This is a genomic window from Candidatus Protofrankia datiscae, from assembly GCF_000177615.2.
GTDB lineage: Bacteria > Actinomycetota > Actinomycetes > Frankiales > Frankiaceae > Protofrankia > Protofrankia coriariae.
The window spans coordinates 2703609-2728502 of record NC_015656.1 but is presented as its reverse complement, the minus strand read 5'-3'; the positions used below and the strand labels follow the sequence as shown (position 1 = coordinate 2728502).

At 71.4% G+C, this 24894-nt stretch carries 20 protein-coding genes; 9 read left to right on the top strand and 11 right to left on the bottom strand.

The genetic code is table 11. The features are described from left to right. Positions 1–17 precede the first annotated feature (17 nt). Both FSYMDG_RS11230 and FSYMDG_RS11225 read left to right on the top strand, forming a co-directional pair. Entirely contained in the window at positions 18–1487 is a 1470-nt protein-coding gene (locus FSYMDG_RS11230; protein WP_013873614.1) for a DHA2 family efflux MFS transporter permease subunit, read from the top strand. A 149-nt stretch (positions 1488–1636) separates the two neighbouring features. Beyond that, a complete protein-coding gene (locus tag FSYMDG_RS11225; protein WP_043603483.1) occupies positions 1637–2146 on the top strand; it encodes a hypothetical protein in 510 nt (169 codons plus the stop codon). Positions 2147–2226: 80 nt separating this feature from the next. On the opposite strand, the gene FSYMDG_RS11220 is transcribed toward FSYMDG_RS11225, so the two are convergent. The 3 genes from FSYMDG_RS11220 to FSYMDG_RS23070 form a co-directional block, all read right to left on the bottom strand. Continuing rightward, positions 2227–3303 carry an MFS transporter gene (locus FSYMDG_RS11220; RefSeq protein WP_013873613.1) on the bottom strand — a complete coding sequence of 359 codons (1077 nt, stop codon included), beginning with the start codon at positions 3301–3303 and terminating at the stop codon, positions 2227–2229. Between the two features lie 430 nt (positions 3304–3733). Further along, entirely contained in the window at positions 3734–4534 is an 801-nt protein-coding gene (locus tag FSYMDG_RS11215; protein WP_013873612.1) for an HAD family hydrolase, read from the bottom strand. Positions 4535–4697: 163 nt separating this feature from the next. Beyond that, positions 4698–5366, bottom strand: coding sequence for an HD domain-containing protein (locus FSYMDG_RS23070; protein ID WP_013873611.1), 669 nt, complete (start codon positions 5364–5366; stop codon positions 4698–4700). Between the two features lie 230 nt (positions 5367–5596). Here FSYMDG_RS23070 and FSYMDG_RS11205 point away from each other — a divergent pair, with 230 nt between their 5' ends. Then, entirely contained in the window at positions 5597–5791 is a 195-nt protein-coding gene (locus FSYMDG_RS11205) for a hypothetical protein (protein ID WP_013873610.1), read from the top strand. Here the strand turns inward: FSYMDG_RS11205 and FSYMDG_RS11200 are convergent. After that, positions 5780–6100: a hypothetical protein gene (locus tag FSYMDG_RS11200; protein ID WP_131769537.1), complete on the bottom strand. Its 321-nt coding sequence runs from the start codon at positions 6098–6100 to the stop codon at positions 5780–5782. The genes FSYMDG_RS11205 and FSYMDG_RS11200 overlap by 12 nt on opposite strands. A 38-nt stretch (positions 6101–6138) precedes the next feature. On the opposite strand from FSYMDG_RS11200, the gene FSYMDG_RS11195 reads away from it, so the two are divergent. Next, on the top strand, positions 6139–6567 hold the full coding sequence (locus tag FSYMDG_RS11195) for a hypothetical protein (protein WP_013873609.1): 429 nt from the start codon (positions 6139–6141) through the stop codon (positions 6565–6567). Next, positions 6564–7112: a GNAT family N-acetyltransferase gene (locus tag FSYMDG_RS11190; protein ID WP_013873608.1), complete on the top strand. Its 549-nt coding sequence runs from the start codon at positions 6564–6566 to the stop codon at positions 7110–7112. Before FSYMDG_RS11195 ends, FSYMDG_RS11190 begins: the two co-directional genes overlap by 4 nt. Positions 7113–7248: 136 nt before the next feature. Here FSYMDG_RS11190 and metH read toward each other — a convergent pair whose 3' ends face one another. Further along, positions 7249–10767: a methionine synthase gene (gene metH / locus FSYMDG_RS11185; protein ID WP_431307083.1), complete on the bottom strand. Its 3519-nt coding sequence runs from the start codon at positions 10765–10767 to the stop codon at positions 7249–7251. Between the two features lie 311 nt (positions 10768–11078). On the opposite strand from metH, the gene FSYMDG_RS11180 reads away from it, so the two are divergent. Beyond that, entirely contained in the window at positions 11079–11918 is an 840-nt protein-coding gene (locus FSYMDG_RS11180; protein ID WP_013873606.1) for a PAC2 family protein, read from the top strand. 116 nt (positions 11919–12034) lie between these two features. Here FSYMDG_RS11180 and FSYMDG_RS11175 read toward each other — a convergent pair whose 3' ends face one another. The 5 genes from FSYMDG_RS11175 to FSYMDG_RS11155 form a co-directional block, all read right to left on the bottom strand. Next, positions 12035–12904: a hypothetical protein gene (locus tag FSYMDG_RS11175; protein ID WP_013873605.1), complete on the bottom strand. Its 870-nt coding sequence runs from the start codon at positions 12902–12904 to the stop codon at positions 12035–12037. A gap of 45 nt (positions 12905–12949) precedes the next feature. Further along, positions 12950–14191, bottom strand: coding sequence for a cysteine--1-D-myo-inosityl 2-amino-2-deoxy-alpha-D-glucopyranoside ligase (mshC, locus tag FSYMDG_RS11170; RefSeq protein ID WP_013873604.1), 1242 nt, complete (start codon positions 14189–14191; stop codon positions 12950–12952). 94 nt (positions 14192–14285) lie between these two features. Continuing rightward, a complete protein-coding gene (locus FSYMDG_RS11165) occupies positions 14286–15071 on the bottom strand; it encodes an SCO1664 family protein (protein WP_043603479.1) in 786 nt (261 codons plus the stop codon). 68 nt (positions 15072–15139) lie between these two features. Further along, entirely contained in the window at positions 15140–15931 is a 792-nt protein-coding gene (locus FSYMDG_RS11160) for a histidine phosphatase family protein (protein WP_013873602.1), read from the bottom strand. Between the two features lie 156 nt (positions 15932–16087). Continuing rightward, positions 16088–16942: an undecaprenyl-diphosphate phosphatase gene (locus FSYMDG_RS11155; protein WP_050803478.1), complete on the bottom strand. Its 855-nt coding sequence runs from the start codon at positions 16940–16942 to the stop codon at positions 16088–16090. A 531-nt stretch (positions 16943–17473) separates the two neighbouring features. Here FSYMDG_RS11155 and FSYMDG_RS11150 point away from each other — a divergent pair. After that, positions 17474–19708, top strand: a complete 2235-nt coding sequence (locus FSYMDG_RS11150; protein ID WP_013873600.1) for an AAA family ATPase — start codon at positions 17474–17476, stop codon at positions 19706–19708. Continuing rightward, positions 19705–21618 (top strand): glycosyltransferase family 39 protein, encoded by a 1914-nt coding sequence (locus FSYMDG_RS11145; RefSeq protein ID WP_013873599.1) that lies wholly within the window; start codon positions 19705–19707, stop codon positions 21616–21618. The genes FSYMDG_RS11150 and FSYMDG_RS11145 overlap by 4 nt, the downstream gene beginning before the upstream one ends. On the opposite strand, the gene FSYMDG_RS11140 is transcribed toward FSYMDG_RS11145, so the two are convergent. Beyond that, on the bottom strand, positions 21576–23120 hold the full coding sequence (locus FSYMDG_RS11140) for a glycosyltransferase 87 family protein (protein WP_131772479.1): 1545 nt from the start codon (positions 23118–23120) through the stop codon (positions 21576–21578). The two genes, FSYMDG_RS11145 and FSYMDG_RS11140, sit on opposite strands and share 43 nt — an antisense overlap. A gap of 245 nt (positions 23121–23365) precedes the next feature. On the opposite strand from FSYMDG_RS11140, the gene FSYMDG_RS11135 reads away from it, so the two are divergent. Next, positions 23366–24865 (top strand): NAD(P)/FAD-dependent oxidoreductase, encoded by a 1500-nt coding sequence (locus FSYMDG_RS11135; protein ID WP_013873597.1) that lies wholly within the window; start codon positions 23366–23368, stop codon positions 24863–24865. The last annotated feature ends 29 nt before the right edge of the window (positions 24866–24894 follow it).

Genomic DNA, 24894 nt, shown 5'->3' with positions numbered 1-24894 from the left:
CCAAAGGGAGGTTCACAATGACCCCGCCCACCACACGGGCGAACGCATCGCCGTGGCTGACCGTCGTCCTGCTCTGCGTCGGCCAGATGATGATCATCCTGGACCAGAACATCGTGAACGTGGCGCTGCCCGCCGTGCAGCGCGGCCTCGGGTTCTCCGCCGAGAACCTCGTCTGGGTGGTCAACGCCTACGTCATCCCGTTCGGTGGCCTACTGCTTCTGGCCGGACGGCTTGGTGACCTGATCGGACGGAAGGCCGTGTTCCTCACGGGAATCGCGCTGTTCAGCGCGTCCTCCATACTGTGCGGTGTCGTGACCAGCGACGCGGCGCTGATCGCGTCCCGCTTCATCCAGGGGGTCGGCGGCGCGGTCGCCTCCGCCTGCGTCCTCGGCATGATCGTAACCGCGTTCTCCGAACAGCGCGGGCGGGCACAGGCCATTGCCGCCTACAGCTTCGCCTCCGCGGGCGGTGGCGCGGTCGGGCCACTGCTCGGCGGCATCCTCACCGATCTGCTCAGTTGGCGCTGGATCTTCTTCATCAATGCGCCGATCGGCGCCGTCCTCATCGTGGCCGGCGTGCGAGTACTCCCCAGGGACCGCGGTAAGGGAACGGACAGGGGCATCGACTTCCTGGGAGCCCTGCTGGTCACGGCCGGCACGATGCTGCTGGTCTACACGATCGTGGACGTGGAGCAGGTCGGTTGGGGAGCGGTCCGGACCCTGCTGCTCGGCCCGCTGTCCCTCCTGTTGCTGATTGGGTTTGTCGCCCGCCAGGCCACGGTCGCCAGTCCGCTGCTGCCGCTGGGGCTCTTCCGCTCGCGGAGCCTGGTCGCGGCCAACATCGTTCAGTTTCTGATGGTTGCCGGCATGTTCGGACTGCTGTTCTTCGGCACGCTCTACCTGCAGCGGGTGCTGGAGTACAGCTCACTACGGGCCGGTGTCGGGGTCGTGCCCGTCGCCATGGTGATCGCGGCGGTCTCCCTCGGCCTCTCGACCCGGCTCATCATCGGATTCGGCCAGCGCCTGATACTCCTGCTGGGACTTGTCCTCATTATCGCGGCGTTCGTCATGCTGTCGTTCGCCCGGGCCAACGGCAGCTATCTGGTGGACTTCCTACCTGCCGGCCTCGTCATGGGGCTGGGCTTCGGCCTGGCCGCGCCGGCCATCATGGGGCTCGGCATGGCCGCCGTTACGCCTGCCGAGTCCGGCATCACCTCCGGACTGTTCAACACCACCCAGCAGATCGGGGGCGCGATCGGCCTTGCCGTGCTGAGCGCCCTTGTCAGCGCGCGCACGAACAACCTCACCGCCGCCGGGGAAACCGAGGCGGAATCGCTGATCGGCGGCTATCACGTGGCCTTCCTGACCGCCGCCGGATTCGTCCTGATCGCCTTGATCATCGGTGCTGGGATACTCAGGGCCACACCGTCCGCGGCCATCGGGCAACAAAGCATTACGCCTTCCGAACAGGACGCCGTGGTCTCCTGACCAAGTGGTCGTCGGACACCGACTTCGCTGGGGAAGCGGACAGGCTCACGCCGGCATGTTGCGAGACTACGACCCAGTCAAGCGGATCGCGTTGCTGGCCTGCCTGCCTCCACAAGGCGCAGTGCCGGGCCCGTGACGACCTGGCGGCGATGTTCGACTTGACCGACCTGCTGGTGCTGACGGCGACCAGTGCCGACCGCCGGGGCCTCGATGCGGTGGAGCACGCCCAGGCCCACCGCACGCGCACCCGCGACTTCATTCCCGATCACGATCGGGATGGCCGACCGGTCGATGTGTCGTTCGCCTCACAGAACTGGCAGAAGACGTTGACCAACTGTGCCCATCCGGGCCGGTTCGCCCGCCGGCACTGCGAGGCGTGCGTGTTCACCTACCTGGCTGAGGAACTGCGCACCGGGGACGTGGCAGTCGCCGGCTCAAAGGACTACGCGGACTGGAGCGGCCAACTGCTGGCCTGGGAGGAATGTGAGGCCAGGCTGCCCGTCTACCTGGCCGCGACGTCGGCCCGCACCGACCTGGCGATGGCGATCCGGCCGCGCACGCGGCATCCCTGCCTCGCAGCTCGACTGGCCCACATGAGACCCTCACACCTTCGGCTGCTGCGCTCACCTGGAGCCTTCGCGCGTCCTCTGCCGCGATGAGAGGAGCGCACCGGCAAGTCCCGCGAGGACCAGCGCGGCGCCGAGGAGGTTGACGCCGGTGAAGCCCGCCCTGTGAAGGATCAGGCCGCCCGCAGCGGAGCCGCTGGCGATACCGGTGTTGAACACCGAGATGTTGACCGCGGCGGCAACATCGGCCGCGGAGCCGGCTTGATGGGACACGGTGAGTTGAGCGGGGTGCTGAAGGCGGGGAAGGCCGTCGCCCAGACCAGGGCGACCAGCCACGTCAGGACCGGGTCGGTCATGACCAGCGGGACGACGCCCAGGCTGGCGGCGACCAGGGCCGCGGCGGCGATCATGGTGTGTTGGGTGTGCCGGTCGGCGGCCATCCCCCCGACGATGTTGCCTGCTGTGGCGGCTATGCCGTTGGTCAGCAACAAGGCGCTGGCCGCGGCGGTACTCAGGCCGGTCTGCTGGGTCAGCAGGACGACGAGGTAGGTGGACGCTGTGTAGTGGCCGGCGGTGATGACGGCGTTGATGGTGAGGGTGGCCAGCAGCCGGGGTCGGGTCAGTGTCCTGACCGGGGCTGGCCGGGGTGGCGACGACCCGGCCGCGGGTTGCGGCACGACCCGGACGGCAGCTACCAGCGCTCCCGCCGCCACGACCGTCAGCACGCCGTAGACGGCGCGCCATCCGACCGCGCTTCCCAGCACGGTGGCGACCGGAACCCCGACGACGGTCGAGACGGTCACCCCGCCGAAGACGACCGCGATGGCACGCCCTTGCCGGGCGGGGCCGACCAGTCCCGTGGCCACGGTCAGGGCGATCGCCACATACACCGCCGCGGCCGCGCCGGTGAGTGCACGGGCCGCCAGCAGGGCCGGGAAACCGGGTGCGACAGCGGTGGCCCCGTTGCCGACGGCGAGTGTCCCCAGCGCGGCGACGAGGACGCGTCGGCGCGGCAGACGCCTCAGCGTCGCGGTCAGCACCGGCCCCGCCAACGCGACGGCCACGGCGTACACCGCGACGAGGGCGCCCGCCGCGCCGGCGGAGACGTTCAGATCCGCGCTGATGGCGGGGATCAATCCGGAGACGCCGAGTTCGCTGGTGCCCAGCACGACAGTGCCCAGCGCCAGCACTGCCAGCACCGGCGCCGCGGGTAGTCGCTGAGAACCACCCAGGCAAGAGTCAGGTCGCATGCCACCTTCTCGGAGGACAGGCAGGTCCAAGGGGTCGGCAGTCCGGCGTCACCGCTACCCGCACGGCGGGCACGCGCGCAGACGTGTTTAAGGGGAGAGGGGAGAGTTGAGCCAAAGCGCCAACAGAGGACGCGGCGAGCGACGGGTCCGCAGATTGACAGCGGTCACCCGGAAGACGACGGGTCACGCCCCGCCGATCGGCTCACACAGAGTGTGAAGACCGGCTCACAATACCCCGGTGACATGGGCGTCGGAAGGGTTCAGCCAAAGCACACACGCAAGAGACATTGGGTCGATCTTGACAGGCAGTCCCGCACGGCGATCTCGGCTGGTCCAGCTTTCTGGTCCAGCTCCGGAATCCGGTTTAGAGAACAGGGATGTCTGACCAGGCACAACATCGTTCTAGATCATTCCATTGCCGATTTCCCGCTTACCTTGACTGAACCCCTGCTTGAGTGGCCAGGATGTCGAGCAGGTCGAGGGTGACCTCGTGCAGGCTCGGGCGGACGGTCACCTGGGCGGCCAGCGGAGGGGCCACCACGGCCGGTATCGACGGGACGAGGATCGTCGGGCAGCCGGCGTCGAGGCCCGCCCGGGCGCCGGCCTCGCTGTCCTCCAGGACCACGCAGCGCGCCGGGTCGGCCCCGAGCAGCCGTGCCGCCGTCAGGTACGGCTCCGGATGCGGCTTGCGCCGGCTCACCTCGTCCCCGGCGACCGTCACCGCGAACCGGTCCGCACCGACCGCGGCGAGGACAGGGTCCATCAGGACCCGGAACGACGACGACACCAGCGCGGTTGCGATCCCGGCGGCGGCCAGCACGTCCAGCAGCGCCACGGCGCCGGGCATGGGGACGATCCGCTCGGGCTCGCCGAACAGCTCGGCGGTCCGTTCGATCAGGAAGCGGGCGGCGGCGTGTGGGTCGGCGTCGGGCACCCCGAGCATCGACAGCATCAGCGGCAGGGCGGTGTCCACCCCGTGGCCGATCATCGCGGCCTTGATCTCGGGGGTGAAGCGGGCACCCAGGCTGGCCGCCAGCTCGTGCTCGGCCACCGTCCACAGCGGCTCGGTGTCGACGAGCAGCCCGTCCATGTCGAACAGGACGGCGGCGACACCACTACGCCCCCGCGACTCACCGCCGTCCGCGGAGCTCGCCGGCAACGTACCGTCATCGGGGCCGTGAACGTCGAACAGGGCCGCGCTCCCAGGGTCCACAACGTCCACGGGATCCACCAGGGCCTGCTCTCCTCGGGGCGGGCCGGCTCCCTGACAGCGGCCGGTTCCCTCTCAGCCAACCAGGTCCTGCGCCATCGGTACCAGAGCACGTGACACGGATCATCCCGGCATTAGGCCACCTTACGGATCTCGCCGACTTCCCACGGACGACCGTTTATGGTCAATCCTTTCGGTGGTGGATGGGAGTGGATGGGAACAGCCCGGATCCGCGGCAGGCCGGGCCGAAGGTGGAGTCCGGTTCTGGCAGGCCCGGTCGGCGGCGGTAAGCAGGCCGGTGAGCTCGGCTGCCATTGCCGGGGGCAGGAACGGCACTGCCGCGGTGGTGAAGGCGTGAAAGTACGGGCATCTGCTCGCGGAAGGGATGGCGTGCCTGCCAGAAGGCGTTCGGGTCGTCGGCGCGGGCCGCGCGGCGGAGGATCGACCCGAACGCGACGATCTTGTCTGCGGTGGTGGCCAGCAGCGCCGGCATGTCGGTGGCGGCGAGCCGGTGGACACGGTCGAGCGTCTGTTCGCTGCTGGTATGCGGGTTGTGCATGGTGTGATGTTCGGCTTCCAGCACGCGGATGATCCGGAGAGTGTCCGCGCCGAGCAGAGACGTCACCAGTGGGTCGAGTTGGTCAGGTGGGGCCAGTTCGGGGGCGTCGTACAGGAGGACCGCGGCCAGCAGCGTGGGCGAGGCAGCCGGATGATGCCGACCGAGGACGACCGCGACACGGACCGCGTGGGCGAGCGCCGGGGCGCCGTCGATGCTGTGACCGGAGCACCAGTGCCAGGCAAGCTGTAGCGCGCTGGTAACGGTGGGATGGCGCGGTGGGGACAATATGGTCATGACCGGGTCTCCCGAGCGGCCGGCCGATGATGCTCTGATCTGTGTGACCTGCCCGTCCCGGGCCCTGCCCCGTGGACGGTTCGATGTCGCCGCGGGCCCTGACCCCCGCCGGTACACACTCGACCGGGCGGCCGGCTACCAGGTCGACCAGGCCAGCGGGGTGGCGGTCTGTGTGCATCCTCACAAGGTCGGTCTGCCCGCCGGGGCCTACGCCAGCGACGGCGGCCACGGTGCCGGCCGACACCGTGGCCGCCGTCGAGACGGGGGACGGGTGGGACGACCCGGACCTTGTCGACCGTCTGCTCGACACCGACGGGCCGGACGTGGTGGACATGCGGCGGGCGCTCGTCGCTGAAACGCCCGCCGCGGCCCGGCAGAGATTCCCTCGGCTACGGGGCGTGTTCCGACGTCGGTCAGCCGGGTAGGGCCGGCTCCGGTACGTCGAAGGTGATGCGGTGGGCGCGGCCGCCGGGATTGATACCGACGGAGGCGTACAGGCCGTTGAGGATCGTGTGCCGTCGGGCGGTTTCCTGCGCGCCGATCCAGTACCGGCGATTGGGTTCACCCCAGCCGGCGGCCTGGTAGCAGGCGTCGGTGTAGCAGCCCGGTTCGTAGTCGAACTGTTCCTGGTCGGTCATGTGGACCAGGTCGAGCGCGAGGCTGCGTTGCATGCGGGAGATGAGAGTGTGCTGGGCGAGGCCGGCGCGCGTCGGGCAGACCCCCGCCCTGCTCACCAGGCACGGTCGGCGGCGCCCAGACCACACTCACAGCGATGGCCAACAGCCTGTTCGACTCGGCGCCGATGTTCGGTGAACCCCCGTTCGACGCCGAAGCCGTCGCCGGGTTCACCGCGGTCGTCGCCGGACGGCTCGGCGACGGGGAACGCGCCGAGACGCACGCCCGGCAGTCCATCGCCATCCTGGACGCGCACGGCGGCGGCTACCCGGAGGACTACGGCAACACCCTCGTGGCGCTGTCCGTCGCGCTGCTGGCGCGTCCGCGTCCGGAGCCGGAGGAAGCCGCGGCGGTCGCGATGCGCGCGCTGGACGTCGTTGCCGCGTTCCCGACCCGTACGGTCGTGCAGCGAGCCCGGGACCTCTCCGGCCTGTTCACCGACCACCGCGGGCTGCCCCCGGTGGCGGACTTCCGGGAACGGCTCGCGGCCGAGGCGCCGCGGCTGATGCTGACCGTCGGCGTATGACCCTGCGGTTCGGCCAGCCGGCGGCCGTCACCATTCCCACAGTCATCACCGACCGGCTGATCCTGCGCTGCTGGCAACCGGAAGACGTCGGCCCGTACACCGCGATGGCGGCTCATCCGGACATGTCCCGGTACACCGGCAGCCCCCGCGACCGGGAAGCGGTCCGGGACATGGAAGCGGCCCTGACCGGCCACTGGCATCTGTGCGGGTTCGGCATGTGGGCCGCGGAAGACCGGTCGAGCGGCGAGTTCGTCGGCCGTGCCGGGCTGTACCGGCCGGAGGGCTGGCCCGGCATCGAAGCCGCCTGGACGATCCGCCGGGACCGGTGGGGGCAGGGGCTGGCCACCGAAGCCGGAGCGGCGGCACTCGAGTTCGCCTTCACCCGTGTAGGGGCCGACGAGGTCATCTCCCGGATCCACCCGGACAACGCCGCGTCGATCCGGGTTGCCGCCAAGCTCGGCCTGACCGACGCACACCGCACCTTCCGCGGCGACGCCGTCTACGCCATCACCCGGCGGACGTGGACGTCCCGCACCGGCGGGTGAGGCCTCACGCGACGCAGGCGGCCTGATCGTGAATGGCGCGGGACGGGCACCGTCATCCCGGCCCGTCGTCGACAGCGGCCGGCGGGCCGGTCATCGCCGCGTCGGCCAGGACGTCGGGCAGCCGGCGGCGCGAGGGTCAGGTGGCGAAGTACTTGGCCTCGGGGTGGTGGGCGATGATCGCCGAGGTGGACTGTTCGGGGACGAGCTGGAACTCCTCGGAGAGCTCCACACCGACCCGGCCGGGGGTCAGCAGCTCGAACGCCCCGACCTGCTGCTCAAGGTCGGGGCAGGCGGGGTAGCCGAAGGAGTAGCGGGAGCCGCGGTAGCCCTGGCGGAAGACGGCGGCCAGCTCGTCGGCGTCGGCGGCGCCGGTGGGGGTGCCGTCCGGCAGGAGCAGTTCGGCGCGGATCCGCTTGTGCCAGTATTCGGTGAGCGCCTCGGTGAGCTGCACGGACAGTCCGTGCAGCTCCAGGTACTCCCGGTAGGAGTTGGCGGCGAACAGCTCCGCGGTGACCTCACTGATCCGCCGACCCATCGTGACAATCATGAACGGGACGACGTCGACCTGGCCGGACTCCTCCGACCGGTAGAAGTCGGCCAGGCACAGCCGGCGGTCCCGGCGCTGGCGCGGGAAGGTGAACCGGGCCCGCTCCGCGCCGTCCCCGGACAGGACGATCAGATCCTCACCCTTGCTCACGCAGGGGAAGTAGCCGTAGACGACGGCCGCCTCCAGCATCCGCTCGGAGGCGATGCGGTCGAGCCACATCCGCAGCCGCGGCCGCCCCTCGGTCTCCACCAGCTCCTCGTAGGACGGCCCCTCGCCGCCGCGGGCGCCACGCAGCCCCCACTGGCCGAGGAAGGTCGCCCGTTCGTCCAGGTAGGACGCGTAGTCGGCCAGCGGGATGCCCTTGACGATCCGGTCCCCCCAGAACGGCGGGGTGGGCACCGGGTTGTCGGTGGCCACGTCCGAGCGCGGCGGCGCTTCGGTGGGGGGCTGCTCGCCGCGTTTCTCGGCCCGCGCGGCCCTGATCCGCTCGGTGCGTGCCCGGCGGGCGCGGCGCTCCGCGGCGCGCGGGTCGTCGGCCAGCGGCGGCGCCTGCCCGCGCTTGGCGGCCATGACCGCGTCCATCAGCGCGAGCCCCTCGAAGGCGTCCCGGGCGTAGCGGACGTCGCCCTGGTAGAGCTCGGCGAGGTCCCCCTCGACGTAGGCGCGGGTGAGCGCGGCGCCGCCGAGCAGCACCGGCCAGGTGGCGGCCACCCCGCGGGTGTTCATCTCCGCGAGGTTCTCCTTCATGACCACGGTCGACTTGACCAGCAGCCCGGACATGCCGATCGCGTCGGCGTCGTGCTCGGACGCCGCGGCCAGGATCGCGCCGATCGGCTGTTTGATCCCGAGGTTGACGACGGTGTAGCCGTTGTTGGACAGGATGATGTCGACGAGGTTCTTGCCGATGTCGTGGACGTCGCCCTTGACCGTGGCGAGCACCAGGGTGCCCTTGCCGCGACTGTCGGTGCGCTCCATGTGCGGTTCGAGGTAGGCGACGGCGGCCTTCATCACCTCGGCGGACTGCAGCACGAACGGCAGCTGCATCTGCCCCGAGCCGAACAGGTCGCCGACGACCTTCATGCCGTCCAGCAGCGTGTCGTTGATGATCGCCAGCGGGTCGCGGGAGCGCATCGCCTCGTCGAGGTCGGCCTCCAGACCGGTGCGTTCCCCGTCGATGATCCGCCGTTTGAGGCGTTCGTCCAGCGGCAGGGCGGCCAGCTCCTGCGCCCGGGTCGGCCCGGCGCCGCTGCCGTCCACCTCGGAGAACAGCTCCAGGAAGCGGGTCAGCGGGTCGTAGCCGTCGCGGCGGCGGTCGTGGACGAGGTCGAGGGCGACCTCCCGCTGCTCGTCCGGGATGCGCGCGGTCGGCAGGATCCTGGACGCGTGGACGATGGCCGCGTCCAGCCCGGCGGCGACGCACTCGGCCAGGAACACCGAGTTGAGCACCACCCGGGCGGCGGGCTTGAGCCCGAAGGAGATGTTGGACAGCCCCAGGATGGTCTGGACGTCGGGACGCCGGCGTTTGAGCTCGCGGATGGCCTCGATGGTGGCCACCCCGTCGCCGCGGGACTCCTCCTGGCCGGTGCCGAGGGTGAAGGTGAGCGTGTCGACGAAGATGTCGGCCGTGCGCATCCCCCACCGGTCGACGAGATAGTCGATCGTCCGTTCGGCGATCTGTACCTTGCGTTCGACGGTGCGGGCCTGGCCCTCCTCGTCGATGCACATCACCACGACGGCGGCGCCGTGCTCGACGACGGCGGGCATCACCCGGGCGATCCGGGAGTCCGGCCCGTCGCCGTCCTCGAAGTTGACCGAGTTGACCACGGAGCGTCCGCCGAGGCACTCCAGGCCGGCCTCGATGACCGGCGGTTCGGTGGAGTCGAGCATGACCGGCAGGGTGGAGGCGGTCGCGTAGCGGCTGGCGACCTCGCGCATGTCGACTGTGCCGTCCCGGCCGACGTAGTCCACGCACACGTCGATCATGTGGGCGCCCTCGCGGGTGGCGGCCCGGGCGATCTCGACGACGTCGTCCCAGCGGCCGTCGATCAGCGCGTCGCGAAACGCCCTGGACCCATTGGTGTTGGTGCGTTCCCCGACCATCAGGACCGAGGTGTCCTGCCGGAACGGCACGGACTGGTAGAGCGAGGCCGCGGCGGCCGGTTGCCCGGCCTCGACAGCGGGGGAACCCGTCCCGGCCGCCGTCGGGGAACCCGCCCAGGTGGCGGGGCGGCGGGTGCGCACGCCCCGGCCGGCGACCCGCTCCACGACCTGGCGCAGGTGCTCGGGGGTGGTGCCGCAGCAGCCGCCGACGAGCGCCGCGCCGTAGTCGCGGGTGAAGGCGTCCTGGGCGTCGGCGAGCTCCGCCGGGGTCAGCGGGTAGGTGGCGCCGTCCCTGCCCAGCTCGGGCAGGCCGGCGTTCGGCATGACCGACAGCCCGACCCGGGCCTGCTGGGACAGGTAGCGCAGGTGCTCGCTCATCTCGGCCGGGCCGGTGGCGCAGTTCAGGCCGATCAGGTCGATACCGAGCGGTTCCAGCGCGGTGAGCGCCGCGCCGGTCTCCGAGCCGAGCAGCATCGTGCCGGTCAGCTCCACGGTGACCTGCGCGATCAGGGCCACCCGCCGGCCGGCCTCGGCCATCGCGCGGCGTGCCCCGATGATCGCGGCCTTGGCCTGCAGGAGGTCCTGGGCGGTCTCGACCAGGATGGCGTCGACGCCGCCGGCGAGCAGGCCGGCGGCCTGCCGCTGGTAGGCGTCCCGCAGCGGCCGGTAGGTGATGTGGCCGAGGCTGGGTAGCTTGGTGCCGGGGCCCACCGAACCGAGGACGAAGCGGGGCTGGCCGGGCCGGCTCCAGAAGTCGGCAGCCTCCCGGGCTATCCGGGCGCCCGCTTCGGCCAGTTCCCCGATACGGTCGGCGATGCCGTACTCTCCAAGATTGGCGAGGTTAGCCCCGAACGTGTTTGTCTCGACTGCGTCACACCCGACAGCGAAGTAGGCGTCGTGGACAGCTCGTACCACGTCTGGACGCGTCACGTTCAGGATCTCGTTACAGCCTTCGTGCCCGTCGAAGTCGTCGAGTGTCAGGCTGGCGGCCTGCAGCATCGTTCCCATGGCGCCGTCGGCCACCACGACGCGCTCGGCCAGGACGGACAGCAGATCTCCTCGCACGTCCGAAGCGTACCGGTAGCATCACCGCCGCCCACGGTCGCAGCGTGCGCCCAGCACGGGGTTCGCCCTGCTTACGGGCCTACCGGCCGGCAATATTTTCGTCAGCCGGACGGTGGGGTGGGACGGGCCGGGGCGGTTTCGCGGCATTTCTCCGACAGTGGGTCACAGGGATCCGCCGGCACGCACGAACGTAGGACGTACCGTTGCACTGTCACAGGGGCAGTGAACCGCCAGGGGGCGGCAGGAGGTGGCAGGTGATCGAGTTCTCCGATGTCGGTCAGCTACGATCGCCGATCGTAGTGGCTGCCTTCGAAGGCTGGAACGATGCCGCGGACGCGTCGTCCGCGGCCGTCGAGCATCTGGAGTCGACGTTCGACGCGAGAGTCGTCGGCGCCATCGATCCGGACGACTACTACGACTTCCAGGTGAACCGGCCGACGGTGAGCGGGGCAGGTGATGCCCGTAAGATCGCCTGGCCGACGACCCGGCTGTCGGTGGCGAGTCCGACCAGCGGCGACAGCGACCTGATCCTCATCCGTGGTCTTGAGCCGAACATGCGCTGGCGCAGCTTCACCGACGAGCTGATCGAGGCCGTGCACGCCCTGGGCGGCGAGACGGTGGTCAGTCTCGGCGCGCTGCTCGCGGACTCGCCGCACACCCGCCCGGTGCCGATCAACGGCACCGCCGGGGATGCCGGCACCGCCGCCCGTTTCCGGCTGGACGCGTCGAAGTACGAGGGTCCGACCGGTATCGTCGGGGTTTTCGCGGACGCGTGCACCCGCGCCGGGCTGGCGTCGGTGTCCTTCTGGGCCGCGGTCCCTCACTATGTGGCGAACCCGCCCTGTCCGAAGGCGACGCTGGCGCTGCTGCGCCGGGTCGAGGACCTGCTCGACATCGAGATCCCCCTCGATGACCTGCCCGAGCGGGCCCGGGCCTGGGAACGCCAGGTGGACGAGCTTGCCGCCGGTGACACCGAGGTCGCCGAGTACGTCCGTGCGCTCGAGTCGAGGGAGCCGGAGACCGAGTTGCCGGAGGCCAGTGGGGACGCGATCGCCCGCGAATTTGAACGGTACCTGCGCCGTCGCGGGCGGTAGTCACCCAATCCCTGATCTGATCTTCGAACATCCTGTTCGAATGTGATATGCGACACAGGGCCTCCCCGTCGCCCGTCATGGCACTCCACCGCCCGACGGCCGCCGTTCCTCAGCGGCTACTCCTCGACGACCTCGGCGTCGATGATGTCCTCGTCGTCACGGTAACGCGAGGAGCCACCGGCCGCCTTCGCCGTCCGGGCGAAAAAGCTCGTATCCGCAAAGCTCGTAGCAGCGTTTGTATCGGTGCTTGTATCAGTGCTCGCGACAGTGACTTTCTGTTCCGAGTCTATCACCGTCTGCGCGGATGTAGTCGCGTCCGGACGGTACGCCGCGGTCCGTTCACGCTCCTCGGCGCCCGCGGGATCGCTTGTGCCCGCAGCGGCGGACGCGGCCCCGGCCCGGGCCAGCTCCGTGACCGCCCGGTCGATCTCCTCGTTGTTGACCAGGCTGCGCAGTCGCAGCAGCGCGCCGAGCACCTCGCCCTGCTGGTGGCGCAACGTCTCCAGGTTGCCGGACAGCCGCGCGATCTGCGTCTCGACGTCGGCGTGCCGCTGCCGGGCCTGAAGCCGGGACTGCTCGACCGCGTCGAAGAGCAGCTTGTCCGCCTGCTCACGTGCCCTGCGCACGATGGGATGGTTGGCGGCGGAGTCCTCGACGACCTCCTGAAGGGCCCGTTCCGCGATGCCGCGGGCACCCGCGACGATCTCGTCGGCCTCCTGCTGCGCGATGGCCAGCATGATGCCGATCCGTCCACCCGCCTGCGCCGCGGACGTGTCGGGCAGTTGGGACTCGGCGTCCCGACGGAGGCGTTCGCTCTCCAGCGCCGCCTCGGCCGCGGCCGCCCGGGCCGTCACCTGGCCCGCGTACCGCCACAGCGTGTCCAGGTACTCCTCGACCTGCTGGGGGTCGTAGCCCCGCGCCACCTCGCCGAATGCCGGCCGTTCGCCGTAGGTTCCAGCGTCTGCCCGCTGGTAGTGGGCGCCCATCAACGTGAACATCCTCCAGGCACGACAGGGTCAAGGTACAACCGGTCAAGGTACAACCGGGTCAAGGTCCACCCCGAGTAGCGAGTCGATGATGGCACGCGCCAGTTCGGGAGCCTCAGGGTCCTGCCCGCCCACGGTCAGCGCCGTGGCCGCCCAACGGTCGACCGCGGCGAGCGCACCCGGAGCGTCGAGATCGTCCGCGAGGTGCCGGCGGACGTCGTCGAGCAGTGGCCGGGCGTCGGGGGCACTCGCACCGGCGGTTGCCGCCTGCCAGCGGGCCAGCCGGTCACGGGCGGTGTCGATAGCGCCCGGCGTCCACTCCCACCCCACGGTGTGCCGGTGGTCGAGCAGGGCAAGTCGGATCGCCGCCGGCTGGACACCGCCGCGCAGCAGCCGGGAGACGAACTCCAGGTTCCCCCGCGACTTCGACATCTTGTGCCCACCGAGCGAAACCATGGCGGTGTGCACATAGGTGCGGGCGAACGGCCACACCCCACTGGCCACCTCGGCGTGGGCGACGCCGCACTCGTGGTGAGGAAACACCAGGTCGGTGCCGCCGCCCTGAATATCGATGCTGTCCCCGAGATGCGCCAGGGCGATAGCGGCGCATTCGATGTGCCAGCCCGGCCGGCCCGGCCCGAACGGGGAAGGCCATGAGGGTTCCCCGGCGCGTTCCGCCCGCCACAGCAGCGGATCGAGCGGATCATCCTTGCCCGCGCGCCGCGGATCACCACCGTTGCCCGCGGCCCGGGTGACCATTTCGGCATGGCTGAGGTGGGAGACCTCGCCGAAGCGGGGAGCCGCGCCGATCGGGAAATAGATGTCCTGTTCCACCGGATAGGCCGCGCCACGGTCGCGCAACTGCTCGATCAGTTCGATGACGAGGGGAATCGACTCGACCGCCCCGGCGTACACCGCGGGCGGAAGGATGCGCAGCGCGGTCATGTCGGCGCGGAACAGTTCGGTCTGACTGCGGGCAATCTCCCGCCAGTCCAGGCTGTCCCGCCGGGCCCGCTCGAACAGCGGGTCGTCGACGTCGGTGACGTTCTGGACGTAGACGACGTCATGCCCGGCATCCAGCAGAACCCGGTACGCCAAGTCGTAGGTGAGATAGGTGAATGCATGCCCAAGATGCGTGGCATCATACGGGGTGATCCCGCAGACGTACATTCGGACTGTCTGCCCCGCGGCGAGTGGGCGCACGGCGCGGGTGGCCGTGTCGGAAACCCGGAGGGGTAATCCCCGGCCAGGCAGCCGGGAGCGGGAGGGAGCCGGCCAGGATTGCATACAGTCAGCGTAGCCGGACGCGCGGAACGCGCAGTCGCTTCGTGGGATCCGTGGGTCCGCGCTGGCCGGCCGGTTGGTCTAGTTGGTCAGTTGGTCAGAAGGGCGGCCAGGGGATTGCCGGCCAGTCACCGGACGGCATCGGAAAACGGCGTTCGGTCAGCAGACGACCCACTCGGGCCCGCAATCCGTTGATTTCCGCGTTGCTGAGAAGGTCCGCGAGCGCCGCCGCGAGCGGGCCGCCGAGAGCCTCTCGCAGGCAGCTGAGCAGTTCGACCTCGTCCGTGCGCAGGCGCTGTCCCCGCCACGTCCACAGCACTGTCCGCAGTTTGTTCTCGACGTGAAAGGTCACCCCGTGGTCGACGCCGTAGACGCGGCCGGACGGGGCGGGCAGCAGATGCCCTCCCTTACGGTCGGCATTGTTGATCACAGCGTCGAACAGGGCGATCGTCCGTAGCCGGGGATCATCGGAGCGGGTGAGAGCGATCAGGTCGACGGTCTCGTCGACGTCGATCCACAGCTGGACCATGCCCGTCCCGAACGGGCCGCCCCGCAGCGCCGTGGGCGGCACGATCCCCGTCCCGATCGCCTCGGAGACCAGGTAGGCCGCGCGTTCACGGCCGGCCAGCGTCCCGTCGGGGAAGTCCCACAGCGCGCGTTCGCCGCGCACCGGCTTGTAGATACACCGGCCGTCGACCCCGTCCAGGCTGATCTCGCAGTACAGGGTGGTGTTGCTGGCCTCGAGCAGGCGTCCGGTGACGGTGATCTCGCCGTCCCGCAGCAGTGTGAGGGCATCGGACGCGTCGAGGCCTCCGGTGTCGGCCGGATCGGGCGCTGGCCCCGGCCGTCCAGGCGGGGTGACGTTGGAAGCGGGCTCGCTCACGCCACCCAGTCTGGACGGCCGGGCACGCGCCCGTCCCACCGTGTGGCCCACCCTGCTTATGGTTCGGCCTACGCCCCGCCGCCGACGACCGCGTCGCCCTCGTCGGCGGGGAACGTCCACGGCGCTGGCAGCAGGTCGGCGACGGAACCACCCCGGTCGTTCACCCGGATCACGAACGGCCGCCGTTCCGTGTAGCGGATGATGGTCAGCGAGCAGGGGTCGATCAGTATCCGCTGGAACAGGTCGAGGTGGATGCCCATGGCGTCCGCGACGATCGCCTTGATGACGTCGCCGTGGGAGCAGGCCAGCCAGACCGCCGCCGGCCCCAGCCGGGCGTTCCAGTCCCGCACCGCGGTGACGGCCCGGTGCTGGGTGTCACGCAGCGCCTCGCCGCCGGGGCCGGGGAAGACCACCGCGCTGGGATGGTCCTGGACGGTCCGCCACAGCGGGTCGGCGGTCAGCACCTTCGTCTCCTGGCCGGTCCAGTCGCCGTAGTGGCACTCCCCCAGCCGGTCGTCGAGCGTGACGGCGTCCCGCTCCCGCGGGCCAGAGCCTCCCTCGGCGCTGGTACCGGTGCCCGGCCCGGCCCGGCTGGCGTCACCGTCCTGACCGTCCTGTGCGCCTTCGCCCTGGCCCGCGGCGGCCGCCCGCTGCCGCGTGACGATCGCCTCGGCGGTTTCCCGGCAGCGTTGCAGCGGGCTGGAGACGACGGCGGTGAGCGGGACGGACGCCAGCCGCCCGGCCAGCGCGCCGGCCTGCGCCCGGCCTCTGTCGTCGAGGCCGACACCCGGCGTCCAGCCGAGCAGGATGGAGCCGGTCACCGCGGTCAGCCCGTGGCGTACGAGCAGAACGGTGGTCACCGCGGCTGCCCGACGGTGCCCCGCACGACGATCCCTACCGCGATCTTTGCCGCGGCCTGCATGACGATCTGCACGATGCCCACCCGCGAGACGCTGTGTTGCCGGGACGAGTTCCCGGAACCTGCCCCCGGGACCTGGTTCCCGGGATGATCGCCGTCATGGCGTGGCCGCGACCACTCCGGAAGCGACCAGAAGGAGTACCAGGCTACCCAGCGCCACCCGGTATGCGACGAACACCATCGTGCTGTGGCGAACGAGGAACTTCAACAGACCGGCTATGGAGGCGTACCCGACGGCGAAGGCGAGGATGGTCGCGATCACCGTGGCCCCGGTACCGGCGCCGCCGTCCGCACCGATCTTGCGGAGCTCCAGCAGGCCGGAGAGCACCACGGCGGGGATCGACAGCAGGAAGGAGTAGCGCGCGGCCGCCTCCCGGGTGAGCCCGACCAGCAGCCCGGCGGTCATCGTCGACCCCGATCGGGACACCCCCGGGATGAGCGCGCACGCCTGGGCGCACCCGATGATGGCCGCGTCCCGCGGCCCGATGTCGTCGACGTCGCGTTTGAGCGTGGCCTTCCGCTCGGCGTACAGCAGCGCCAGACCCAGCAGGATCAGCGCCGTGCCGATCACCCACAGGTTGCGGGCACCCGTTTCGATCTGGTGCTGGAAGGCGAAGCCCACCAGCCCGATCGGGATCGTGCCCAGCCCGATGTACCAGCCGAGGCGGGAGTCGAGCGTACGGCGGATCTCCGGGTCCCGCAGCCCTCGCGCCCACGCCAGCGCGATCCGGCTCAGATCCCCGCGGAAGTAGATGAGGACCGCGGCCATGGTCCCGAGCTGGGTGACCGCGGTGAACGCCGCGCCGGGATCCTCCCAGTCGAAGAACGCCGGGACGATCCGCAGGTGAGCCGTACTGGAGATCGGCAGGAACTCCGTCAGCCCCTGCACGGTGCCCAGCACGACTGCTTCCAGGGCGTTCACTCCCGGTCTCCTCTGTGTGTGGCTCTGCATACGGCACTACATGATCAACACTGGGCATGGTTGCCGTCACCGCGATCGGCACGACAGGGCCGGTGTCGATGATCGGAATACGAGCCGCCACCGCGAGACCTGCTCAGGGTAGCTGCCCCGACGCCACACGCCCGGCTGCCCGGATCTGTCGTGGCGGAGCCCGACGGGTCGCAACGACCTTAGCGGCACCTGCCCGCGGGTCTTCGCCCGAGGTTCCCCCGGGGGCAGGGGCCGTCGTTCCGCTGATCGTCCGTGGATCCCCCGTCGCTCCCGCATCGGTCATCCGTCGGCCGCCACGCCGACGCCGACACGGCCGGCAGGGACACCGGGACGGCCGGCGGGAAGAAAAGGATGGGAAGCGGGAAGAACGGGAAGGACGGGAAGGACGGGAAGGACGGGAAGAAGACGGCCAGGCAGGAGACAGGACAGGCAGGAGAGATCCAGCATCGGACGTCACTGTCAGTAACTATTGGTGGCACGTCGGGATTCGGCGCGCAACGGCCGGTCCGTCGGCCGCTCTAGACTGCCGGCATGCCGGCCGAGACCATCTCCACCGACGCGCTACCCAGCCTGGCCAGCGCCGGGGTGCCAGCGGACGGCCCGGCGAACGGCACGGCCGTCGACCCGGCAGTGCTGTTCACGGCCTTCTGCGCCGCCGGGCTGTGGCCGGGTCTCGGCCGGACGACCGCGGCCCGCCTGCCCGACGCCGGGATCCGCGCCCCGTCCGACGTGGACGCGACCCGGCTGGCGACCGTCCCCGGTGTCCCTCCCGCACGGGCCCGGCGGCTGGTGGAGTCCTTCTCCGCCGCCGGGGGCGCCTATGCCGCGGCCGAGTTGCTGATCCTGGCCGATCTGCCGGTCCGCCTGGTCCGCCGGCTGGTCGACGAACTCGGGCCGGGGGTGGCCGACGCCCTGCGCGCCGATCCGTGGGCGTTGCTCGCCGCGGGCGAGGCGGAGCTCACCCAGGCCGACCGGTTGGCCCGGGCCATGGGTGCGCGCCGCGACGACGACCGCCGTGGCCCCGCGGTGGTCACGTACCTGCTGCGCCGGGCCGCGTCCCGCGTCGGGGACACGGCGGCGGAGGTGGGCCCACTGCTGCAGGCCGCCGCCCGCGACGGGGTCGGGGACCCGGTGGCGGCGCTGGGCAGCGCCGTCGAGGACGGTCAGGTGGTCATCACCGGTGAGCTGGCCGCGCTCGAGCGGTACGCCACGGCCGAGCAGGCCCTGGCCGAGGGGGTCGCGCGGCTGCTGGCCCTCGCCGAGCCGCTGCGCCCCGGATCCGTCCGCCCCCGGCCGACCACGGCGACCCCAACGGGCGCGACACCGGCACGTCGACCGGCCGCCGCCGACGATGATCTTCCTGGCATGTTCGACGCCCTGGACGACATCGACGCTCTCGATCTTGAGGAGGGCAAGGACGGCGAGGAGCCAGGCGGCCCCACGGACGCCGCTGCCGGGGAAGCGGCCCCGGCAGCGGACGCGGACGGGCCCGAGGGGGCGGACGAGAACGACGAGGACGACGAGAACCTTGCCGCGGTCCTGGCCGGCCTGGACGAGACCCAGCTGCGCGCCGCCCGCACCGCCCTCGACGCCGGCGTGAGCCTGCTCACCGGCGGGCCGGGGACGGGCAAGAGCCGGACGGTCGCCGCGGTCGTGCGGCTCGCCCGCGCCGCCGGCGCGCAGGTGGCCCTGGCGGCGCCGACCGGCCGGGCCGCCAAACGGCTGGAGGAGCTGTGCGAGTGGCCGGCGAGCACGCTGCACCGGCTGCTGCAGGCGCAGGGCACCTCCGGGACCTTCGCGCGCGACGCCGACAACCCGGTCGAGGCGGACCTGGTCGTGGTCGACGAGGTGTCCATGCTCGACGCCGAGCTCGCCGCGGCCCTCGTCGACGCCTGCGCGGACGGCACCCATCTGCTGCTCGTCGGGGACCCCGCGCAGCTGCCCAGCATCGGCCCGGGCCGGGTGCTGGCGGACCTGCTGGCGGCCGGGGTGGTGCCCGTGACCGAGCTGCAGCGCCTCTACCGGCAGTCCGAGGGCGGGGGGATCGCGACGCTGGCGACGGCCGTGCGCGCCGGTGAGCTGCCCCCACCCCCGTCCGGGCCGGACCGCGAGGTGGTGGTGGTGCCCACCCGCGGCGCGGGCGAGGCGGCACACCGGGTCGTCCAACTGGTCACCGACTCCATCCCACGGGCGCTGGGCATCCCGGTCGCGGACATCCAGGTGGTGACCCCCGTCCACGGCGGCCCCGCGGGGACGCAGGCGCTCAACGCCGCGCTCAAGCAGGCGCTCAACCCCGGTACCCGGGCGGGCGGCGGGTTCGACGTCGGGGACCGGGTGGTGGCCACCGCGAACCATCTCGACGACGGGTTCGCCAACGGCGAGATCGGCGTGGTGACCGCGGTCGGTGACAAGGGCGCGCTCACGGTGGCGTTTCCCGGCGGGGCGGTGGAGGTCCCGGGCGGGATCGTCGGGGACCTGCGGCACGGCTGGGCGGTCACGGTCCACCGGGCCCAGGGCAGCGAGTGGCCGGCGGTGGTGGCCGTGTTCCCGCCGGAGGCGGGCCGGATGCTGACCCGTCCGCTGATCTACACCGCGTTGACCCGGGCGCGGCGGCATCTGTCGGTGGTGTCCGTCAACGGCCCGGCGCTGCGGGCCGCGGTGCACCGCTCCGGCGGTCGGCAGCGCGCCACCCTGCTGCCGGCCCTGCTCGCCCAGGAGGTCCAGCCTGAGGCGGCCGACGAGGAGGGACGGCAGGCCGAAGCATGAGCCCATCCGAACTTTCCCCCACCCCCGTGCGGGCCGCGGCCGATCAACCGGCCGACACCGACGATCGGCAGGCCGGCACTGTGAGTACCGTCTCGCTGGTGAGAGCCGATTTTTCCGGGAGCCCGGTGGCGGATCCACCCGCGCCGGTGCCCCTCGCGCTGACAGCGGTGTCGGTCATGCCGGCCCCGGCCCCGCCGCCGGCGGCGGTGACGGAAACGGCGGTGGCGTCGAGCACGGCACCGGTGGTGGTACCGGCGGCGCAGGCGGCGGTGGCGTCCCTTCCGGAGGCGACGCGCGTCCCGCCGGCGGCCGGTCCCGGCGAGGCCGAGCGGCCGCCGACCGCACGCGACTGGGCGGCGCACGGGGAGCGCTGGCTGCGCCGGCTGCTGGTCGTCGGCACCATCGCCGCGATCGTGATCGGGGTCATCGCCCGCTTCGCGACCCCGAGCCATCTGTGGCTGGACGAGTCGCTGACGGTGGAGATCGCCCGCAGGCCGGTCGGCGGACTGCTCGACGCGCTGCGGCGGGACGGCTCACCCCCGCTGTACTACCTGTCGCTGCACGTGTGGATCTCGATGTTCGGGACGGGCGACGTCGCCGTCCGCGCGCTGTCGGGCATCCTGTCGCTGATCACCCTGCCGGTCGCCTGGATCGCCGGCCGCCGGGTCGGTCGGGCGGCGGCGATGTTCGGCAGCGGTGACGCCGACACCCCGCGCCGCACGGGCCTTGCCGCCCTGCTGCTGTTCGCCTGTTCGCCCTACGCGATCCGCTACGGCAGCGAGACCAGGATGTACTCGCTGGTCGTCCTGCTGGTCCTGCTGTTCGGGCTGGCCCTGGTGCGGGCGCTGGAGCGGCCGACCCGCCGCCGACTGGTGGTGCTCACCGTGGCCACCTCGGCGCTGGTCTACACCCACTACTGGACGTTCCTGCTGCTCACCACGGTCGCGGTCTTCCTCGCGGTGCAGGCGCTGCGCCGGGTGAGCTACCGCCGTCCCGCGCTGTCGGCCCTGGCGGCGATGCTCGCCTCGGCGGTGCTGTTCGCGCCGTGGATGCCGTCCTTCCTGTCCCAGATGCTGCACACGGGCACGCCGTGGGCGGCCCGGGTGCAGGCGCAGGTGCTGCTGGACACGGTGTTCGACTGGGCGGGCCCGACCTCGACCGGCGCGCTGCTCGGGGTGGTCCTGCTCGCCGCGGCCCTGCTCGGCCTGACCGGGCGCCCGCAGGACGACGGGCTGCACATCGTCCCGACCGGGCGGGTGCCCGGCCGCTACCTGGTCGCGGTGTGGCTCATCCCGCTCGCCCTCGCCTACCTGGTCAACACCACCGGCGGCAGTGCGTACACGGAGCGTTACACCGGGATCTCGCTGCCGGCCTTCCTGCTGCTCGCCGCGCTCGGCATCGGCCTGCTGCCCGGCCGGGCGCGGGCCACGCTCCTGGTCATCGTCTGCGTGACCGGGCTGTTCGGCGGCTGGCACATGGCCCGGCAGGAACGCACCCAGGCCGGGGAGATCGCGAGCCGGATCGCGGCGCTGGCCCGGCCGGGTGACGTGGTCGCCTACTGCCCCGACCAGCTGGGCCCGGCGGTGTACCGGGCCATCGAGCGCCGTGGCGACCTCGACGTCCGGCAGATCGTCTACGCCGACACCAGCGGGCCGGCGCTGGTCGACTGGGTCGACTACGCGGAACGGATGCGACGGGCCTCCGGCGCGGACTTCGCCGCCCGGGTGAACACGATGGCCGGGCCGGGCCACGCGGTGTTCCTGGTCCGGGCGGACGGCTACAAGACCCTGGAGGGGGCCTGCGCGGTCGTCTCCGACCAGCTGGCCGCCCTGCGAGACCGTACCTTCCAGGTCGACCGTCGCATGGTCTACGAGGGCGCCTCGCTGGAACGGTTCTCCACCCTGCGCTGACCGGCCGGCCGCCGCCGCCGCTGGCGGCCCGGCCGCCGGCAGCTCACCGTCATCACCAGCAGCGCCATCGGCAGCGTGTAGTGGTTGAAGTACGACTGCTTGTTCATGACGTCGAGGGTCAGCAGCACCACGGCGGCGCCCAGGCAGAACCCGGCCGCGTCCGCGCGCACCCGCCAGGCCAGCAGGTAGGCGCCGGCCAGCGCGAGCGGCATCGGGGCGAACCCGGTCGTGATCCCGGCGTGGACCAGCACGCCGGGGACGGACAGCGAGTCACCCCGGACGGGGTAGCCCAGGTTGGTCGTCACCGCGTCCGCCCAGAAGTCCGCCGGCCCGGCCAGCACCCAGGGGGCGACCAGCGTCGCCGCGGCGCCGGCCGCCACAAGCACCCGCCGGGGCCCGAACGCCGGCCACATCGCCGCGACCGGCAGCAGCAGCGCCAGATGCTGCTTGCTGGCCAGGGCCAGGGCGAACGTGACGACCGCCCAGCCCGGCCGGCCCGCGCGCACCGCCCACACCATCCCGGCCAGACAGGCGATGAGCAGCGGTTCGGTCCAGGACTGCTGCAGCGCGTACATGGCGCCGGGGATGACGAGCACCATCAGCGGCAGCGCCGCCGGGACAGCGGGATCCGGGACGTCGGGATCCGAATCCGAATCCGTGGTCCCGGCCCACGGGCTGGCCCCGCCACCCGGTGTGCCCGCGTCCCGCCGCGCCTGCCAGCCGGGGGCGGTCACGCCGGCGATCCGGCGGACCGTGACGGCGGCGAGCACCAGCGCGGCCAGCAGGCCGTAGCGGACGTCCCCGAACAGCAGATGGAACGGCGCGAGCAGCAGTGTCGTGCCGGGCAGGTAGGGGTAGACGTCGAACAGCCCGTACACCGGATACTCGGCGCGGCTGGGCGCCCACTGCTGTCGGTACATGTCGTGGCCGTCGAACAGGCCGCCGGCGGAGACCTGCAGCAGATGGAAGACATCGATCCGGGGCTGCGGCGCCGCCAGGATCATCGCGACGCCGGCGGCCACGACCAGGCCGGTCACCAGCCAGAAGCAGGCCGGGGATGCGAGTCGGTGGGCCGCCCACCAGCGGCCGTCCGGCGCTGGCGGGCGGGCCCACACCAGGACCGCCCCGGCGGTGAGCAGCCCGGCGGCCACCCCGAGCACATCGGAGAGGTCCGCCCACCGTCCGGCCGCGTAGTAGCGGGGCCGCAGCGCCACCCCGGCCGCGAGCAGCCCGGCCACCCCCGTCCACACGGCGGTGTGCCAGCGCCCGGCCCACCGCCGCGCCCGCTCGGCGGGGCCCGCGGCCAGCAGGACGGCGAACCAGCCGACGAGCACGAACACCAGCTGCCACGGCCCCCGCCCGTCACCGGCGCCGATGCCCACCGCGACACCGCCCCAGCCGACCAGCAGCAGGGCTGTCGTCCCCCGATCCGGGTGGCCCGGGGACGCCCACCCGGGTGCGGCGGCCGGATCGTCCGTCCGGGCGGGTATGGGCGCTGCCATGACGTGCACCATGCCAGAGCGCGCGGCACCGGCGTGCGCACGGCAGCCGGCGGGTGGGGTACGGCCCGGCGGCGGGGCGAGAGCAGGCTGTCGCGGCCGGCTCGCCGTGGCCGTCAGGGGGCGCGGACGGGCGCCCGCGGGGGGCATGCCAGACTGAGAAGCCAAAGTCGGATCATCGTCCACCGGCTTTCTGGTATGTCGCGCGGATGACCGTCGCGTGCGAAGGTGAGGAGAGGTCAGGCACAGTGGCCGAAAAGCCCGAGGTCGTCGTTATCGGAGCCGGACCGGCAGGTCTTACAGCAGGCTGGGAGCTGGTCAAACGGGATGTGCCCGTAACGGTCCTCGAAGGTGACTCGGTGGTGGGAGGGATCAGCCGTACCGCGCAGCGCGAAGGCTGGCGGTTCGACATCGGCGGGCACCGCTTCTTCACCAAGGTGCCCGAGGTCGAGGCACTCTGGCACGAGATCCTGCCCGACGAGGACTTCCTGATGCGCCCGCGCTCGAGCCGCATCATCTACGACGGCAAACTGTTCGACTACCCGCTGCGCGCCGGCAACGCCCTGCGTGGCCTGGGTCTCCTCGAGGCCGCGCGCTGCATCTTCTCCTACTTCTGGGTGCGGGTCCGCCCGCCGAAGGACCAGACGAAAATCGAGGGCTGGGTCGCGGCCCGTTTCGGCTGGCGCCTCTACCGGATCTTCTTCAAGACCTACACCGAGAAGCTGTGGGGTGTGCCGGCGAACACGATCGAGGCGGACTGGGCCGCGCAGCGCATCAAGAACCTCTCGCTGTTCAACGCCATTGTGAACGCGGTCACACCGAAGCGGAACCAGAAGGACATCACCTCCCTCATCGAGGAGTTTCAGTACCCGAAGTACGGGCCCGGAATGATGTGGGAGACCGCCGCGGACAAGATCATCGAACGGGGCGGGAAGATCGTTTTTGAGGAGAAGGTCCGCGCGATCCACCACGAGGGCGGCCGGGCAACCGGGGTGAGCACGGTGGTCACCGGCGGGTACGGCCCGGGCGCGGGCGCGCCGGAGGCGTCCCGGACCGACCTCGGCAGCGAGCACCACTACGACGCGGACGAGATCGTGTCGTCGATGCCGTTCTCCTCCCTGGTCCGCGCGATGGATCCCCCCGCTCCGGAGCACGTCCTGGCGGCGGCGAACGGGCTGCGTTACCGGGACTTCCTCACCGTCGCGCTCGTGGTGCCCGAATCCGCCGGTTTCCCGGACAACTGGATTTACATCCACTCTCCCGAGCTGCAGGTCGGGCGTATCCAGAACTTCGCGTCGTGGTCGCCCTTCCTGGTGAAGGAGGGACGGACCTGCCTCGGGCTGGAGTACTTCGTCTTCGAAGGTGACGAGACCTGGTCGATGGCCGACGACGACCTGATCGCACTCGCCTCCAAGGAGCTCGCCGCCCTCGGTCTGGTACCGGCGGACCAGGTGGAGGGCGGTTTCGTGGTGCGCATGCCGAAGGCCTATCCGTTCTACGACTCCGAGTACAAGAAGAACGTCGACATCATGCGCGGATGGCTCGCCGAGGTCGCACCGAACGTCTATCCGGTCGGTCGCAACGGCATGCACCGCTACAACAACCAGGACCACTCGATGTACACCGCTCTGCTCAGTGTGCAGAACATGGTGGACGGCACCAACCACGACGTGTGGAGCGTCAATGTCGAGGAGGACTACCACGAGGAAGTCTCCCCTGGTTACACCGGCAACAAAGCGTCGCACTGACCCCAGGTCGCGGGACTGGAGGATCTGAC